Source organism: Streptomyces aculeolatus, assembly GCF_020400605.1.
In the GTDB taxonomy this organism is placed as follows: domain Bacteria; phylum Actinomycetota; class Actinomycetes; order Streptomycetales; family Streptomycetaceae; genus Streptomyces; species Streptomyces aculeolatus.
Genome location: NZ_JAINRD010000001.1, coordinates 962,757 through 978,657, shown reverse-complemented (window position 1 = coordinate 978,657; position 15,901 = coordinate 962,757). Strand labels below are relative to the sequence as shown.

The window sequence follows — 15,901 nt, the reverse complement described above, 5'->3', positions numbered from 1 at the left end:
GGCCCTGTCTGACAAATCCCGCCTGTGTCGCGACGCCTGGCACGCACGCTCGCCGCGTTGTCGGGCTCGACCGAATAGGCCCACTATGCGATCGACCCTCCGCCTTGCGATCGCACGCACCAGACGCCGCGACACCCGCCCTGCGGGCGGACGGCGCCATTTGTCAGACAGGGCCTAGCCGCCGACGGGACTGAAGACCTCGCCGGGCTGCCGGCCCTGGGTCCACACCCCCGCCGCGACGGCCGTCGCCGCCTCCAGCAGCGCGGCCCGCTCCAGTCCCCCGCCCTCCAGGGGGTCGGCCCCCGACTCGCGTACGAGCGCCGCCACCACCGCCAGCGCGTCCTTGTCGTCGCCGCACAGCGGCACGACGATCCGCGCGGCACCGGACGCGGTCGACGTGTGCCGCCAGACCTCGGCGGGGGCGAGGTTGAAGCCCTTGACGACATGCGCCCCGACCGCGAGGGCGGCGACCTGCCGGGCCGCGCTCGGGCCGCCCGCCAGCAGGTCCGGGTGCGGCTGCATGGTCGCCATGTCGAGGGGGTTGCTGCAGTCGACGACGGTGCGCCCGCTCAGCGTCCCCTCGCCGGCGCCCGCCCGGTGCAGGGTGTCCGCCAGCGCGGCGTACGGGACGGCCAGCAGGACGACGCCCCCGAACCCGGCCGCCTCGCGCAGGCTCCCGGCCTTGCCGCCGATACGCTCCGCCGCGGCCGCGGCCCGCGCCGCGTCGCGCCCGCCGACCAGTACTTCGTGGCCGGCCCCCGCCCACGCGCCGCCCAGCGCCTCCGCCATGTTCCCGGCCCCCAGCACGCCGATACGCATGGTTGCTCCTCCTTCGGTCAGGGCCCGCGGCATCGTCTCCGCGGGCTCTCCGGCGACACTAGGAAGGCCGAAAGACACCGTTCGGTGCGTATCGGATGAGCTACAAGGACGACGAGGACAGCGGGACCCCAGCAGCAGGTGGAGGAGTGGAATGAGCGACACGCTGCCGGCCGTTCCGGCGCACACCGGCCCCTTTCTCGCGGACTGCCGCGCCCGCGTGGGCATCGACGTGCTCGCGCACGCCTGGAACGGCATCGTGATCTTCGCACTGAACGACGGGCCGCGGCGCCCGGCCGCACTGCGGAAGGCCATCGGGGGCATCAGCCCGAAGGTCCTCAACCAGACGCTGCGGCGGCTGGAGGGGTACGGGCTGGTGGAGCACCGGCGGTACGCCGAGGCGCCGCCGCGCGTCGAGTACCGGCTCACCGCCAGCGGCCGGTCGTTGCTCGGGCCCCTGACGGCGCTCGGCGCCTGGTCGTGGGAGCACGGCGACTCGGTGCTGGCCGCCCAGGAGCGGGCGGAGCGGCGAGCACAGGGCCGGCGCGGGTAGCGCGGGACCGGCGCGGGCAGCGCGGGATCAGCGCGGGTAGCGCAGCAGCCAGGACTCGTTGGGCGCCGTCTCGCCGTGGAGCGCCGGGCCGAGGGTCATCTCCAGCGCGAAGTCGTCCGCGAGTTGCAGGATCGTGCCGCGGCCCTCGACCTCCGCGACCCACGCCGGCGGCAGCGACGTCTCGCCGTGCTGCGCGCCCAGCAGCCCGCCGCAGAGTGAGCCGGTGGCGTCGGAGGCGCCGCCGTGGTTGACGGCCAGGAGCAGTCCGTGGCGTACGTCGGTGGCCGCCAGCGCGCAGTACAGGGCGAGGGCGACGGCCTCCGCGGCGGTCCCGCCGGTGCCGAGGCCCTCCACCTGCTCCGGGCCGGGGTCCGGGCCCTCGCGGGCGTCGAGCGCGGCCCGTACGGCCGCCGTGGTCTCCTCGTGGCCCGGGCGGCCCGCGAGGATCTCCAGCGCCCGCGCCACCGCCTCCTCCGGCGCGTCGCCGCGGGCGAGGCCGTGGACCACGACCGCGTACGCGCCCGCCGCCAGATAGCCGGTCGGGTGCCCGTGGGTCTGCGTGGCGCACTCGGCGGCCAGTTGGAAGACCAACTGCGGCTCCCAGCCCACCAGCAGCCCGAACGGCGCGGAGCGCACCACGGCCCCCGGGTCCTTCGCCTCCGGGTTCCGCGGCTGCTGCAGGGTGCCCATGCGGTCGTCGGCCAGCCCGCGCAGGCAGGAGCGGGGCGCACCGCGCTGCGCGTACAGCCACTCCTCGCGGGCGAGCCAGCCGTCCTCGGCCTTGCGCTCGTCGGGGCCCCAGTCCTTCTGCGTCGCGTACCAGCGGCGGTACGCGGCGTGCACGTCGGTCGGCGGGTGCCACCGGCCGCCGTCGCGCCGCACCTGCGCGCGGATGAGGCCGTCGACGGTGAACAGGGTCATCTGGGTGTCGTCGGTGACCGCGCCGCGGCGGCCGTGGGCCGGGGCGAAGTCGGCGGCGCCCTGCGGCCCGTGCACGGCCCGTATCTCCGCCAGGGAGGCGTCCGCGACGCCGGCGCCGAGCGCGTCGCCTATCGCACCGCCGAGCAGGCAGCCGCGCACTCTGCTGCGGAAGTCCTGCTGCTCGGCGCGACCCCAGGTGCGGCGTGCGGTCGTCACTCGGCCCACCTCAGTCCGGACGTTCGGTCTCTCGCTGTCTGGTCTCGCTCGTCTGGTCCCCGCGCCGCCTGGCTCTCGCGCCCTGCGTGACGCGCTGTTCGCACGTGCTCCGGCCCAGCACTGTAATGGAGGGAAACCGAGAGGCCAGCGGGCGTATGCCCGTCAAGCGCCGGGGAGTTCGGGGAGCAAATCGCCGAGTACCCGCAGATACCCCTCGATCCGGGTGCTGTCCGCCGCCGCCAGGTCCCGGGCCGCGGCCAGCACGCGGAGCATCGCGCGTACGTCCTGGACCAGCAGCCAGTACGCCTCCCCGGAGCCCATCGCCGCCAGCGCCTCGTCGGCCGCCGCCCAGTCCCCCGCCGCTGCCCGGCACAGCAGCCGGCAGGCGTCCGCGTCCACGTCGGTGGAGCAGTCCGCCGTCATCCGGGCCTCCACGGCCGACCAGCGCTCCGGGGGCTGCGGGCCCCGCGTCATCCGGTCCAGCAGGGCGTTGTCGAACTGGAAGAAGCCGTCCTGCGGATCGGTCGCGAGCGCCGCGGCGGCGTCCGGCCGCGCCTCCTCGTACCGGCGCAGCACCATCAGCACCTCCGCCCGGTCGCTGAGCGCGACCTGGTGTGAGGGGTCCGCCGCGAGCGCCCGGTCGCACCACGCGAGCGCCTCCTGCCACCGCTCCTGAAGGGCGAGCAACTGCCCCCGCAGGACCAGCGCGCCCACGTGCTCCGGGTGGCCGGCGAGGACGGAGTCGATCTCCGCGTGCGCCTCCGCCGTCCTGCCGACGTGCCCGAGCGTGCGGGCCCTGCCGATGCGCGACCAGACGAGCGTGCCGTCGATCTCCAGGGCGCGCCCGTAATCCGTGAGCGCGTCGTCGAAGCGGTTGACGATCCGGTACAGGTCGCCGCGCTCCTCCAGCGCCCATGCCATCCCCGGGCTCATCTCCAGCGCGCGGTCGAAGTCCGCCAGCGCGTCGTCGGCCCGCCGCAGGGTCACCATGCACTGCGCCCGGCTGGCGATGGCCCACGGGCTGTCCGGCTTCAGCTCGACGGCCTTGTCGAAGTCCTCGACGGCCCGCTCGGTCCGGCCGGCGAGCCGGTGCACCTCCCCGCGCTCGCCCCAGCCCCAGGACCACTGCGGGTCGATCTCCAGCGCCCGGTCCAGGTCCGCCAGCGCCTCGTCCAGGCGGCCCAGGGCCCGGTAGCAGTGGCCCCGGTTGGCGTACGCCCAGTCGTAGGCGGGCGACAGCTCCAGCGCGCGGGTGTGGTCGGCGACGGCGTCCTCGTACCGCGCGGCCTCCTGGTGCATGCGGCCGCGTTCCGTCCAGCACCAGGACCACTGCGGGTCCAGCTCCAGCGCCCGGTCCAGGTCCGCCATCGCCTCCTCGGTCCGGCCCAGTTTGGCGTAGCACTGGGCGCGGCTGGCGATGCCGTACGGGTAGTCGCCGTCCGCCGTCTCGACGGCCTTGTCGAAGTCGGCGACCGCCTGTTCCAGGGCGCCGGTGAGGCGGTGCACCTCGCCGCGCATCGCCCAGGTCATCGGGGAGGGGTCCAGCTCGATCGCCTGGTCCAGGTCGGCCTTCGCGTCGTCGTAGCGCTCCAGGTAGAGCCGGACCCGGCCGCGGTGGGTCAGCGACCAGGAGCGGTCGGGGTCGTGCGCGACGCAGTGGGTGAAGTCCGCGTCGGCCTCCAGGTGGCGGTCGAGGAGCACGTACGCCTGGCCGCGGCCCGCGTACGCGCGGGTGAAGCCCGGGTCGAGGGCCAGCGCCCGGTCGAAGTCCGCGACGCTCGCGTCAAGTTCGTCGCCGTTGCGGCGCTCCCGCCCGCGCAGCGTGTACGCGAGCACCCGCTCCGGCTCCGTCAGCTCCGCCTCCCGCAGCAGGAACGTGCACACCCCGGCGACGCCCCGCGCGTCCTCCCCCAGCGCCGCCAGCAGCCGCCGGCCCCAGTCCCGTACGGGCTCGCTGTCCGCGTCCGTGCCCGCCTGCTCCACCGTCTGCGCCCACCGCCGGGCCTCGGCCGGGCCGGCGTCGGCGGCCTGGAGCGCGTCGCGGCGGGCCCGCGACAGGGCGCCCTGGGGGTCGGCGCACAGCAGGTGGTACGTCTCGTTGCGGCGGTGGCCGAACCACTGCTCGTCCAACCAGCGGTCCTCCGCCTGGTCGCCGGCGGGCAGGCTCGCCTCCAGCTCCGCGCACCAGGCGGCGTGCGCCGCGGCCAGCGCGCGGTGCTGCTCGCGCCAGCGCTGCGGCGAGCGGGTGCGCTGCACCCGCAGCATCGCCGAGCGCACCACGCCGTGGTACTGCACCCGGCCCGCCTCGTCGCTGACGAACGGCAGCGCGCGCAGCCACCCGTAGAGACCGGCGGCGGCCGGGGCGACGGCGACGCGGAACACGTCCTCGTCCAGCGCGGGCGGCAGCGCGGCGGCCTGCGCCGCGGCCTTCTGCACCGGGTCCGCCACCCACTTCAGGAACCGCTCCACCGCCGTGCCGCTCGGATCCCCGCCGCCGGCCCCCGCGGGCGGCGTCTCGGCGAGCATCGAGGTGAGGACGGGCAGCCGCCCGGACAGGTGCAGGATCTCGTCCACGACCCGGGTGTCGGCGATGCCCCGGGCGGCGATGAGCCCGCGGGCCTCCTCCTCCGTGAACACCTCCAGCTCCAGTTCCGTGGCGAAGTCCCCCGCGGGCCAGCGGGCGGGGTCGAGCCGCTGCTGCCCGGCGCGGGTCACCACGACGTTGGCGGGCAGCGCGCCGTAGCGGTCGCTGGTCATGACGTCGCACAGCCAGGCGTCGAGGACCGGGCCGGTGCGCTCGTACGTGTCGAAGAACAGCGCGAGCCACGGGACGGCGGTGCCGACCTCGCGCAGGTCCTCCAGGAACGCGGGAGTGAGGGCCTGGAGCGGGGAGAGGACGAGCTGGACGTCGTCGTGGCTGCGCAGCCGGGTGGAGAGCGCGGCGCGCCAGCGGTCGAGGCTCTGCGCGACCTGCTGCGGGTCCATGGCGCCGGCGACGGCGCCGAGTCCGGGGACGAGGCCGAGGCCCGCCAGGCCCGCCTGGGCGGCAAGGCCGGCGGCGGGCGAGGCGGCGGGCGCCTGGACCGCGGGGGCGGGTCCTGCGGCGTCCACCGGTCCGGCCGGGGCCGGCACACCGGGGGCCACGGCGGCGACCGCGCCGGGCGGGCTGTGGGCGCTGCCGAAGGCGGCGACGACGGAGTCCGCCTCGTGGCGCCGCTGACGGTAGCGCTGGAGCAGCCGGTCGAAGCCCTTCAGCGGGTGGCCCTGGCGGGCGAGTTGGGTGCTGATCGCCTCCATCGCCTCGGGCACGCTGGCCACCGCCTCGTCGACCTGCGCGGTCAGCGCCCCGTGCTCTCCGGCGAGCTGCACCAGCCGGCGCAGCAGCGACGTCTTGCCGACGCCGGCGACGCCGTGGAAGTGGAAGAGGAACCGGTGCGCCGGATCCACCGGGGGACAGCGGAAGTTGTCCCGGTACGCGGCGATCTCGCGCTGCCGGCCGACGAAGCCGGACCGGCGGCGGTCGCGGATCAAGTCCTGCATGGACGGACGCACTTCTGACACGGCGCCACCTCCCCCGGGGGCGAGCTTAGAGCCTCGGGGGAGGCGGCGCCGTGTCCGCACGGAACCGGGGCCGCCGGTCCGTGCCGGCGGCTACTGGCCCAGCACCGGGAGCAGTTCCGGCAGCCGGCCGTCCGCCGCCTCGGCCGCGCGCACGCGCTCCGCCGGCACCTCCCCGTACGTCGTCGTCCGCGGCCGGGCCGGGCGGCCCGCGGCGGCGGCGATGGCGACGAGGTCCTTCACCGAGCGGTACGACCCGTACGACGACCCGGCCATCCGCGAGATCGTCTCCTCCATCAGCGTGCCGCCCAGGTCGTTGGCGCCGGAGCGGAGCATGAGCGCCGCGCCGTCCGCGCCGAGCTTGACCCAGCTCGTCTGGATGTTGGTGATGTGCGGGTGGAGCAGCAGCCGGGCCATGGCGGTGACCGCGCGGTTGTCGCGCATCGTCGGCCCCGGCCGGGCGATGCCCGCCAGGTAGACCGGGGCGTTGGTGTGGATGAACGGCAGCGTGACGAACTCCGTGAAGCCGCCCGTGCGCTGCTGGAGTTCGGCGAGCAGCCGCAGGTGGCCCAGCCAGTGCCGGGGCTGGTCCACGTGCCCGTACATCATCGTGGACGACGACCTCAGGCCCAGCTCGTGCGCCGTGGTGACGACCTCGATCCAGTCGGCCGCGGGCAGCTTGCCCTTGGTGAGGATCCAGCGCACCTCGTCGTCCAGGATCTCGGCGGCCGTGCCCGGGATGGAGCCGAGGCCGGCCTCCTTGGCGGCGGTCAGCCAGTCGCGTACGGACATGCCGGTGCGGGCGGCGCCGTTCATGACCTCCATGGGCGAGAACGCGTGCACGTGGATGCCCGGCACGCGCTCCCGGACGGCGCGGGCGATGTCGAAGTACGCCGTACCGGGCAGGTCGGGGTGGATGCCGCCCTGCATGCAGACCTCGACGGCGCCCACGTCCCACGCCTGTTCCGCCCGGTCGGCGACCTGGTCGAGGGAGAGGGTGTAGGCGTCGGCGTCGGTGCGGCGCTGGGCGAAGGCGCAGAAGCGGCAGCCGGTGTAGCAGACGTTCGTGAAGTTGATGTTCCGGGTGACGATGTACGTGACGTCGTCGCCGACGGTGGCGCGGCGGAGGTCGTCGGCGATGCCGCAGAGGGCGTCGAGGGCGGGTCCTTCGGCGTGCAGCAGGGCGAGGGCCTGGGCGTCGGTGAGCCGGGTGGGGTCGTCGGCGGCGCGGGCGAGGGCGGCGCGCACCTCGGGGTCGAGCCGGTCGGGCGCGGATGCGGTGCCCGTACCGGGGCTTGCCGGGGTCGAACCGGCGGAAAGGGGCGGGGATTCCGCGGACGGGTCGCCGTCGGACCGGGCGCTCCCGGATGGGGACGCCGCGGACCGGCCGTCGTCGCCGGCCAGTTCCCGGGCCGTCTCGCGCAGAGCCTCCCAGTCGCCGTACACCGCGTCGAAGTCGGCGCGCCGGTCGCCCGTGCGGCCCTCGGTGTCGATGGTGCGGTGCAGGTCCGTACGCCCGCTCGCGGCGAAGCCGCCGTCCGGCTCCTGCCAGGGCAGCCCCCGCGGGCGTACGTCCCGTGCGAGGCCGGTCTCCGGGTCGGCCAGCGCGCTGACGTGCGGCAGCACCCGCGGGTCGAGCCACGGCTCGCCGCGGAGCACGAACTCCGGGTAGACCGCGAGCCGTTCGCGCAGCTCGAACCCGGCCGCCGCCGACCGCGCCGCCAATTCGTCGAGCCGCGGCCAGGGCCGCTCCGGGTTGACATGGTCCGGCGTGAGCGGCGAGACCCCGCCCCAGTCGTCGATGCCGGCCGCGATGAGCTTGCCGTACTCCGCGTCCACCAGGTTCGGCGGCGCCTGCACCCCGATCGCCGGGCCCAGGATGAGCCGGGTGACGGCGACGGTGGCGGCGAGGTCGTCCAGCTCGGCGTCCGGCATGCCGCGCATCGCCGTGTCCGGCTTCGCGCGGAAGTTCTGCACGATGACCTCCTGGAGGCCCTGGTACGCGCGCTGCACCCGGCGCAGCGCGAACAGCGACTCGGCGCGCTCGGCCGGCGTCTCGCCGATGCCGATGAGCAGCCCGCTCGTGAACGGCACCGAGGAGCGCCCCGCGTCCTGAAGGACCCGCAGCCGCACGGCGGGCTCCTTGTCGGGCGAGCCGTGGTGCGGCCCGCCGGGCTCGCTCCACAGCCGCTCCGCGGTGGTCTCCAGCATCATCCCCATGGACGCGGCCACCGGCTTGAGCCGCTGGAAGCCGGCCCAGGTCACCACCCCCGGGTTGAGGTGCGGCAGGAGGCCGGTCTCCTCCAGCACGCGGACGGCCATGGCGCGCACGTACGCCTGCGTGTCGTCGTACCCGTGGGCCTCCAGCCACTCGCGCGCCTCGGGCCAGCGGTCCTCGGGCCGGTCCCCGAGCGTGAACAGCGCCTCCTTGCAGCCGAGCGCGGCGCCGCGGCGGGCGATGTCCAGCACCTCGTCGGGGGACATGAACATCCCGTGCCCCTCGCGGCGGAGCTTGCCGGGGACGGTGACGAACGTGCAGTAGTGGCAGCGGTCGCGGCAGAGCCGGGTCAGCGGCAGGAAGACGCTGCGGGAGTACGTGATGACGCCGGGCCGGCCGGCCGCCGCCAGACCGGCGTCGCGCACCCGGGCGGCGGAGGCGGACAGGTCGGTCAGGTCCGCGCCGCGGGCCTGGAGGAGCACGGCGGCCTCGGACACGTCGAGGGCGACGCCGTCGCGGGCGCGCTTCAGCGCGCGGCGCATGGCGTTGGCGGTGGGGGCGGGGACGGGCGGGGGCTTCATCTTTCCGAGCATACGAGGCAGGTCGGACACCCGGGCGGGCCGCGGTGCGGGGGTGGCGGCTGCGGCGGGCGGGTTGCGATGTACGCGGTCGTGCCCTGGTCAGAGGAAGCGGGCGTACGCGTCAAGCGCGCGCAGCACCTCCGTCTCGCCGGCGGGCGGGAGTTGGACGACCGTCTCCCGTACGCCCTGCGCGGCGAAGTACGCGAGCTTGCCCTCGCTCGGCCGCACGGCGTACGGCACCACCTCGAGAGCCTGCGGATCCCGCCCGGCGTCCTCCCACACCTGCCGCAGCCGGGGGATGCTGTCGGTGAGCCCGCCGCCGCCGATGGGCATCCAGCCGTCCGCGTACTCGGCGACGTGCGCGAAGAGCTTCGGCCCGGGCCGCCCGCCGAGCAGGGTGCGCGGGCCGTGGAGCGGGGGCGCGTCCTTGCGCGTACGGGGGGCCCGAACGGGCTTGGGGTGCGCGTCGGAGGCCCGTACGGCGGTACGGGCGGTGGGGGCCCCGTCGCCTGTGCCGCCGTCGCCTGTGCCGCCGTCGCCCGCGTCGGCGGAGTCGTACGCCGTGGGCTCCGGTGCCCAGAGCGCGTTCATCAGCCCCATCCGCCGCCGCACCGGCTCCCGCCGCCCGCGCCAGTCGACGCCGTGGTCGTCCGCCTCCTCCTCGTTCCACCCGAAGCCGACGCCCAGCGTGAACCGGCCGCCGGAGAGGAAGTCGAGCGTCGCGACCTGCTTCGCCAGCACGATCGGGTCGTGCTGGGCGACGAGCGTGATGCCGGTGCCGAGCGCCAGCCGCTCCGTGACGGCCGCGGCCTGGCCGAGGGCGACGAAGGGGTCGAGGGTGCGCCCGTACTCGCGGGGCAGCGGCTCGCCCATGGGGGCGGGCGTGTCGCGGCTGACGGGGATGTGCGTGTGCTCGGGGAGGTACAGCCCGTGGAAGCCGCGTTCTTCCAGCTCACGCGCGAGGACCGGGGGGCGGACTGTCTCGTCGGTGAGGAAGATCGTCACGGAGATACGCATTCGCGCAGTATCCGGCGCGGGCCGTACGCTGGAAAGGACCGCAGCAGCGATTCCCCCGCACTGATCCGGGAGGTTCGTGGTGCTCGTCCGACGGCATCGGTTCGGGATGCTTCCGTTATGGCTCGCGTGCGCCGTCGCGTCGTGCGTGCTCCTGCTGCCGGGCGCCGCGGCGGCCCAGACGTCCGGCGGCGGCATCGGCAGCGCGAGCAGCGCCGCCGGGCGCTACGTCGACCCGGGCATGAACGCGGGGTCCACGATGGGGGCGACCGTGGGGACGGGGACGACGACGTTCTCCGGGGGTTTCTCGTCGGGTACGGGGACCGCCTCCTCCGGCGGCACGGGGACCACGGGCGGCGACGGCGACGTCGGCTGGCAGCCGCTGCTGCTCGTCGTCGGCGGCGTGTTCCTGGTCTACGCCCTGGCCGGGAGGGCGACGCGCCTCGCCGGCGCCGCGGCGAACGCCGTGCACCGCCGCCGCGGGCGCTGACGGCGGCCCCTGCCGCACCGCCCGTCGCTCGCGAACCACGCGTCCCGCACTGTTCCCTTCCGCGTCACCTGCCTATAGGACCCGTGTAGGACCGTATCGGCGACGGCCGAACCCACGCGAAGGGACCGCACCCGTGGACAGACGCGACCTGTTGAGGCTCTCGGCGGCCACCGCCGGAGTGATGACGCTCGCCCCCGTGAGCTTCGCCCGCGCGGCGGACGGCGACGCCGGCTCCGGCTCCGGCTCCGCAGGCGGGTCCGAGGACAGCCGGACCGTCACCGGTCATCTGGAGCCGGGCGCGCCGGACTTCGTCTACCTGCCGGTCGACGTGCCGCGCGGGGTGCGCGAGATCCACGTCTCGTACGGCTACGACCGCCCCCAGGTCCCCGCGGGCACGACGGGCAACGCCCTGGACATCGGCATCTTCGACGAGCGCGGCACGCGCGACGGCGGCCGCGGCTTCCGCGGCTGGTCGGGCGGCTTCCGCACGGAGTTCGCGATCAGCGCGGACCGGGCGGCCACGACGCCGGCGTATCTGCCGGGGCCGGTACGGGCCGGCCGCTGGCACGTGGTGCTCGGCCCGTACACGATCGCCCCGCAGGGCCTCGACTACGAGGTGACGATCACCCTGCGCTACGGCCCCGCCGGCGAGACCGCACCGCCGCGGTTCCCACCGGAGCGGGCGAAGGGCCGCGGCCGGGCGTGGTACCGCGGGGACTGCCACCTGCACACCGTCCACTCCGACGGTGCCCGTACGCCCGCGGAGACCGCGGCGGCGGCGCGGGAGGCGAAGCTCGACTTCATCACCACCACGGAGCACAACACGTCGTCCGGGCACGCCGCGTGGGAGGGGCTGTGGGGCGACGACCTGCTGGTGCTGTGCGGCGAGGAGGTGACGACGCGCAACGGGCACTATCTGGCGGTCGGCACCGACCCGGGCGTGTTCGTCGACTGGCGCTACCGGGCCCGGGACGACGCGTACCCGCGCTACGTGCGGCAGATCCACGCGGCCGGGGGCCTGGTCGTGCCGGCGCACCCCAACTGCCCGTTCGTCGGCTGCCAGTGGAAGTTCGGCTACGAGGGCGCGGACGCGGTCGAGGTGTGGAACGGGCCGTGGACGACGGACGACGAACTGGCGGTGGCGGCCTGGGACAACGCGCTGACGGCGGGCCGCGAGGGCGGCGGCGCGGGCCGCGGCTCGATGGACTGGCTGCCGGCGGTGGGCAACAGCGACGCGCACCGGGACGGGCAGGTCGTGGGCCTGCCGCAGACGGTGGTGCTGGCCGACGACCTGTCCCGGCAGGCGCTGCTGGCGGGCCTGCGGGCGGGGCGGAGCTGGCTGGCGGAGTCGGCGGACGTGGACGTGGAGTTCACGGCGTCGGGCCCGCGGGGCGAGCACGCCGGCATCGGGGAGCGGCTGCGGGCGGCGCAGGACGGGAAGGTGACGGTACGGCTGAAGGTCACCGGCGGCCCGGCGGAGACGCAGGTCCGCTTCATGACGGACGAGGGCCAGCTGTACGCGACGACGCTGCCGGACGGCGCGGGAACGGTGGAGTGGGGGACGACGCCGTCGTACGCGTCGTTCGTCCGCGCGGAGGTCCGGCACCCGGCGGCGGACGGCGGGGCGAGCGGGCTGCCGGGGGCGATGGCGGCGATGACGAACCCGATCTGGCTGGGCCGCTGAGAACTGGGCCGCTGAGAAGCGGGGCGGGGAGCGGCAGCGCCCCGCCCCGGCCATCCCCGCAGGAAGGGCGGGAACGCGGGGGCTTTACAGGACCCCCGCACACCGCCGCCCGCTTTCGGACACCCCGGTTTCGACCCTGCTCGAACGGACGGCGCCCCCCGCGGACATATAGAATCCAGCCGATCTGCTGTACACGACAGGTTTGGCCTATGTGGTTGTCCACCGAGATCGTCTTCGCCTTGGTGGTCTGCACGGACTCACCGCAGTCCTTTCCTGACGGAACGTCAGCTCACCCGCGGTGCGTGGACGGGGGCGCACGGCGAGGATCACGCGCCGCGCCACTGCGCGGGGTGTGCTCCCGAAGGCCGAAAAACGTCCACTTGCTGGGCCATTGGCCCAGCCAGAGCGCTGTCGCTGCTGACTAAAACACCCCCGGCAGGGCAGACTTGGCTATCTGGAATCACCGGGACCGGGGAGGGGGCGGCCATGGCCCACGAAGACGAGACGAGTGCGCTGCGCTTCGCCGTGCTCGGTCCCGTCCGTGCCTGGCGCGGCGAGGAGTCCCTCCCGGTCGGCACCCCGCAGCAGCGCGCGATGCTCGCGGCGCTGCTGCTGCGCGGCGGCCGCACGGCCACGGCGCAGGAACTGGTCGACGGCATCTGGGGCGAGGACCCGCCGCCGCGGGCGGTGTCGGCGCTGCGGACGTACGCGTCCCGGCTGCGCCGCACCCTGGGCGCGGACGCGCTGGTCAGCGAGGCCGGCGGGTACGCGATCCGGGCCCACGGCACCGAGGTGGACATCGCCACCGCCGAGGACCTGGCCCGCTCCGCGGAGACCGCCGCCACGGCGGGCGACTTCACGCAGGCGCGCGAGTGCTACGCCGGCGCGGTGGCGCAGTTCACGGGGGAGCCGCTCGCCGGCGTCCCCGGCCCGTACGCCGACTGGCACCGCGACCGCCTCGAAGAGCTGCGCCTGACCCTGCTGGAACACCGCATCGAGCTGGACCTGGACGCCGCGCGGCACGCGGAGGCGGTGTCGGAGCTGACGGCGCTGACCGCGGGCCACCCGCTGCGGGAACGGTTCCGCGAGCTGCTGATGCTGGCGCTGTACCGCAGCGGCCGGCAGGCCGAGGCCCTGGCGGTGTACGCGGACACCCGGCGCCTGCTCCAGGACGAGCTGGGCGTCGACCCCCGCCCGGAGCTGGCCGAACTCCAGCAGCGCATCCTCCAGGCCGACGAGGAACTCGCCGCCCCGAAGGCCGAACCCCAGACGGGCGAAACCCCGTTCCGCGTCGTACGCCCCGCGCAGCTGCCGGCGACGGTGTCGGACTTCACCGGCCGCGTAGGCGTCGTGGAGGAACTGGGCAAGGAGCTGGCGAACGCGCCGGACACGGTGATGGCGGTGTCCTCGGTCTCCGGCATCGGCGGCGTGGGCAAGACCACCCTGGCGGTGCACGTCGCACACGCGGCGAGGGAGTCCTTCCCCGACGGCCAGCTCTACGCGGACCTCCAGGGCTCCGGCCCGTCCCCGGCCGAACCGGCCGCCGTCCTCGGCGCGTTCCTCCGCGCCCTGGGCACCCCGGACGCGGACATCCCGGAACCGGTCGACGAACGCGCCGCCCTGTACCGCTCGGTCCTCGCCGGCCGCCGCATACTGACCCTCCTCGACAACGCCCGCGACGCCGCCCAGATCCGCCCCCTCCTGCCCGGCACGGAGGGCTGCGCGGCCCTGATCACGTCCCGCACGAGGATGACGGACCTGGCCGGCGCCCACCACGTCGACCTCGACGTGATGGCCCCGGACGAGGCGCTGCTGCTCTTCACCCGCATCGTCGGCGCGGAACGCGTGGACCTGGAACGCGACGCGGCCATGGACGTCGTGGCCGCCTGCGGCTTCCTGCCCCTGGCCATCCGCATCGCGGCATCCCGCCTGGCGGCGCGCCGCACGTGGACGGTGTCGGTGCTGGCCCGGAAGCTGTCGGACGAACACCGCCGCCTGGACGAACTCCGCGTGGGCGACCTGGCGGTCAAGGCCACCTTCGAACTGGGCTACGGCCAACTGGAACCGGAACAGGCCCGAGCCTTCCGCCTCCTGGGCCTGGCAGACGGCCCGGACATCTCGGTGACCACGGCAGCGGCAATCGTCGACCGCTCCGCGGAGGACGCGGAAGCCCTCCTGGAGGACTTGGTCGACGCCAGCCTCGTGGAGTCCGCCGCCCCGGGCCGCTACCGCTTCCACGACCTGGTGCGGTTGTTCGCCCGCGACTGCGCGGAGCGCGAGGAGCCGCCGGCCGAGCGCGAGGCAGCGCTGTCGCGGCTGCTTGACTTCTACCTGGCGACGGCAGCGCGGGTGTATGAACTTGGCCGTCCCGGCGACACACTGACCAAGCACCTGAACCCGGTGGCTTACAGAGGTCTTGCATTCGACGGCCGTGACGCAGCGCACGACTGGCTCTTCGCCGAGGCGGACTGCATGCTCGCCGTCGCCCGTCAGCTCGCCGAGGGGGAAACCCTCGCGCGCACCGTGGACCTGCTGCTTGTCAACAGGGACCTGGCCGAGTCCGGTGCCTACTCCCTGCTGTTCGTCCGCGCCGCGGCGTCCGTGCTCAAGGCTGCGCAGGAGGCAGACGACCTGCGCAGCCAAGGCCGGGCGCACACCGTACTGACGTTCTCTCACGTGTTCTCCGGCCGCTTCGAGCAGGCCGATCAACATGCTCTGCACGCGGTGCTCCTCGGCGAGTCGTCGGGAGACGGGTGGGTGTGCGGAGAAGCCTCCAACGAGCGCGGGCTCGTGGCCGCCATCCAGGATCACCCCGAAGAGGCCAACGCCTATCTGGAGCACGCGCTGCAGGCGTATCGGACCGACGGCAACCTCGACGGCGAGGCGGCCGCGCTCAGCAACCTCTCCCGGGGGCACACCGACGCCGGCAGGATCACCACGGCCGTCAGCCTGGCCGAGCAGGCGATTGCCATCTACCGGAAGCTCGACGCTCCGCTGGGTATGGCCAGCAGCATGTACGCGCTCGGGATCGCTCTCACCGAAGCGGGGCGCCACGACCAGGCGATCGAGCAGCTCAGCATGGCGCTGCGGCTCTTCCGGGCTGAGCGGATGCGGCTGTGGGACGGCATGACGCTCTTCCGCCTGGCACAGGTCTACTGCAGCGCGAACGAATCGGCGCAGGCGGCCGCCCACGCCGAACAGTCGCTGACCCGACTCCAGGGAATCGGTGGGGCGTGGCACCGTGCCAACGTGCTCACGATCCTCGGCCAAGCGCTGGACCAGCTAGGACAGTCGGATCGCGCACGTGCCTGCTGGAACGACGCGCTGGCACTCCACGACGCCAACGGCGCCGCGCAGGCAGCCGAGGTACGCGCTCTGCTCAGTTCCGGTGCGCGCGCCTGAGGCTGTCTCCCTCTCGCTAAATGTCACCGTTCATCGAACGTTTATCACCAAACGGCATTCTTCTTGTCAGAGGCCCGTCAGCCCGGGGGAATGATGGGCCCCAGGGTTGGTCGCTCACCAGCACCGTTTATGGTGAGCGACCACCCGACGCCCGTCCGGCGGCCCGCGGGGGAGCCGCCGGACGGGACGTCAGAAAGCACGCCACTGAACACAGGGGGTTAACAAAGATGCCGGACGAGAAGGAGCCAGAGGTCACGCCCAAGGGTGGCCACCGGCCGCAGCCGCCGGAGGACGACGCTCTTGTCGAGAGCAGCTCGACCAAGGGCGACGACCCTGACAAGGGAGATGACTCGGGGGGAACCGTAAAGCCGCTTGGCGGCCACCGGCCCTGACTATCCAAAGGACGGCCCGAGGGGGGGCCAGACGGCCCGGTCGCGGCAGCAAGATG

General features: G+C 74.6%; 9 protein-coding genes. 4 read left to right on the top strand and 5 right to left on the bottom strand.

Annotated features, from left to right (window positions below):
- Positions 1-174: 174 nt before the first annotated feature.
- Complete coding sequence (locus LG396_RS04270; protein ID WP_225793600.1) at positions 175-819, bottom strand: NADPH-dependent F420 reductase; 645 nt, start codon at positions 817-819, stop codon at positions 175-177.
- Between the two features lie 151 nt (positions 820-970).
- Between LG396_RS04270 and LG396_RS04265 the strand changes: the two genes are divergently transcribed.
- Positions 971-1,369 carry a winged helix-turn-helix transcriptional regulator gene (locus LG396_RS04265; RefSeq protein WP_225793599.1) on the top strand — a complete coding sequence of 133 codons (399 nt, stop codon included), beginning with the start codon at positions 971-973 and terminating at the stop codon, positions 1,367-1,369.
- 27 nt (positions 1,370-1,396) lie between these two features.
- Here the strand turns inward: LG396_RS04265 and LG396_RS04260 are convergent, their stop codons facing one another.
- From LG396_RS04260 to LG396_RS04245, 4 genes are all read right to left on the bottom strand, one after another.
- Positions 1,397-2,506 (bottom strand): ADP-ribosylglycohydrolase family protein, encoded by a 1,110-nt coding sequence (locus tag LG396_RS04260; protein WP_225793598.1) that lies wholly within the window; start codon positions 2,504-2,506, stop codon positions 1,397-1,399.
- Between the two features lie 162 nt (positions 2,507-2,668).
- On the bottom strand, positions 2,669-6,067 hold the full coding sequence (locus LG396_RS04255) for an ATP-binding protein (protein ID WP_225793597.1): 3,399 nt from the start codon (positions 6,065-6,067) through the stop codon (positions 2,669-2,671).
- Positions 6,068-6,157: 90 nt separating this feature from the next.
- Positions 6,158-8,875 (bottom strand): bifunctional FO biosynthesis protein CofGH, encoded by a 2,718-nt coding sequence (locus tag LG396_RS04250; RefSeq protein WP_225793596.1) that lies wholly within the window; start codon positions 8,873-8,875, stop codon positions 6,158-6,160.
- Positions 8,876-8,962: 87 nt separating this feature from the next.
- Positions 8,963-9,880 carry an LLM class flavin-dependent oxidoreductase gene (locus tag LG396_RS04245; RefSeq protein ID WP_225793595.1) on the bottom strand — a complete coding sequence of 306 codons (918 nt, stop codon included), beginning with the start codon at positions 9,878-9,880 and terminating at the stop codon, positions 8,963-8,965.
- A gap of 106 nt (positions 9,881-9,986) precedes the next feature.
- On the opposite strand from LG396_RS04245, the gene LG396_RS04240 reads away from it, so the two are divergent.
- The 3 genes from LG396_RS04240 (at position 9,987) to afsR (ending at position 15,453) form a co-directional block, all read left to right on the top strand.
- Positions 9,987-10,367, top strand: a complete 381-nt coding sequence (locus LG396_RS04240) for a hypothetical protein (protein WP_225793594.1) — start codon at positions 9,987-9,989, stop codon at positions 10,365-10,367.
- Positions 10,368-10,548: 181 nt separating this feature from the next.
- Positions 10,549-12,051, top strand: a complete 1,503-nt coding sequence (locus tag LG396_RS04235; RefSeq protein WP_225793645.1) for a CehA/McbA family metallohydrolase — start codon at positions 10,549-10,551, stop codon at positions 12,049-12,051.
- Positions 12,052-12,537: 486 nt separating this feature from the next.
- The gene (gene afsR, locus LG396_RS04230) at positions 12,538-15,453 is read left to right on the top strand and encodes an SARP-family global regulator AfsR (RefSeq protein ID WP_225793593.1); all 2,916 of its coding nucleotides are present in this window, start codon (positions 12,538-12,540) and stop codon (positions 15,451-15,453) included.
- Positions 15,454-15,901 lie beyond the last annotated feature (448 nt).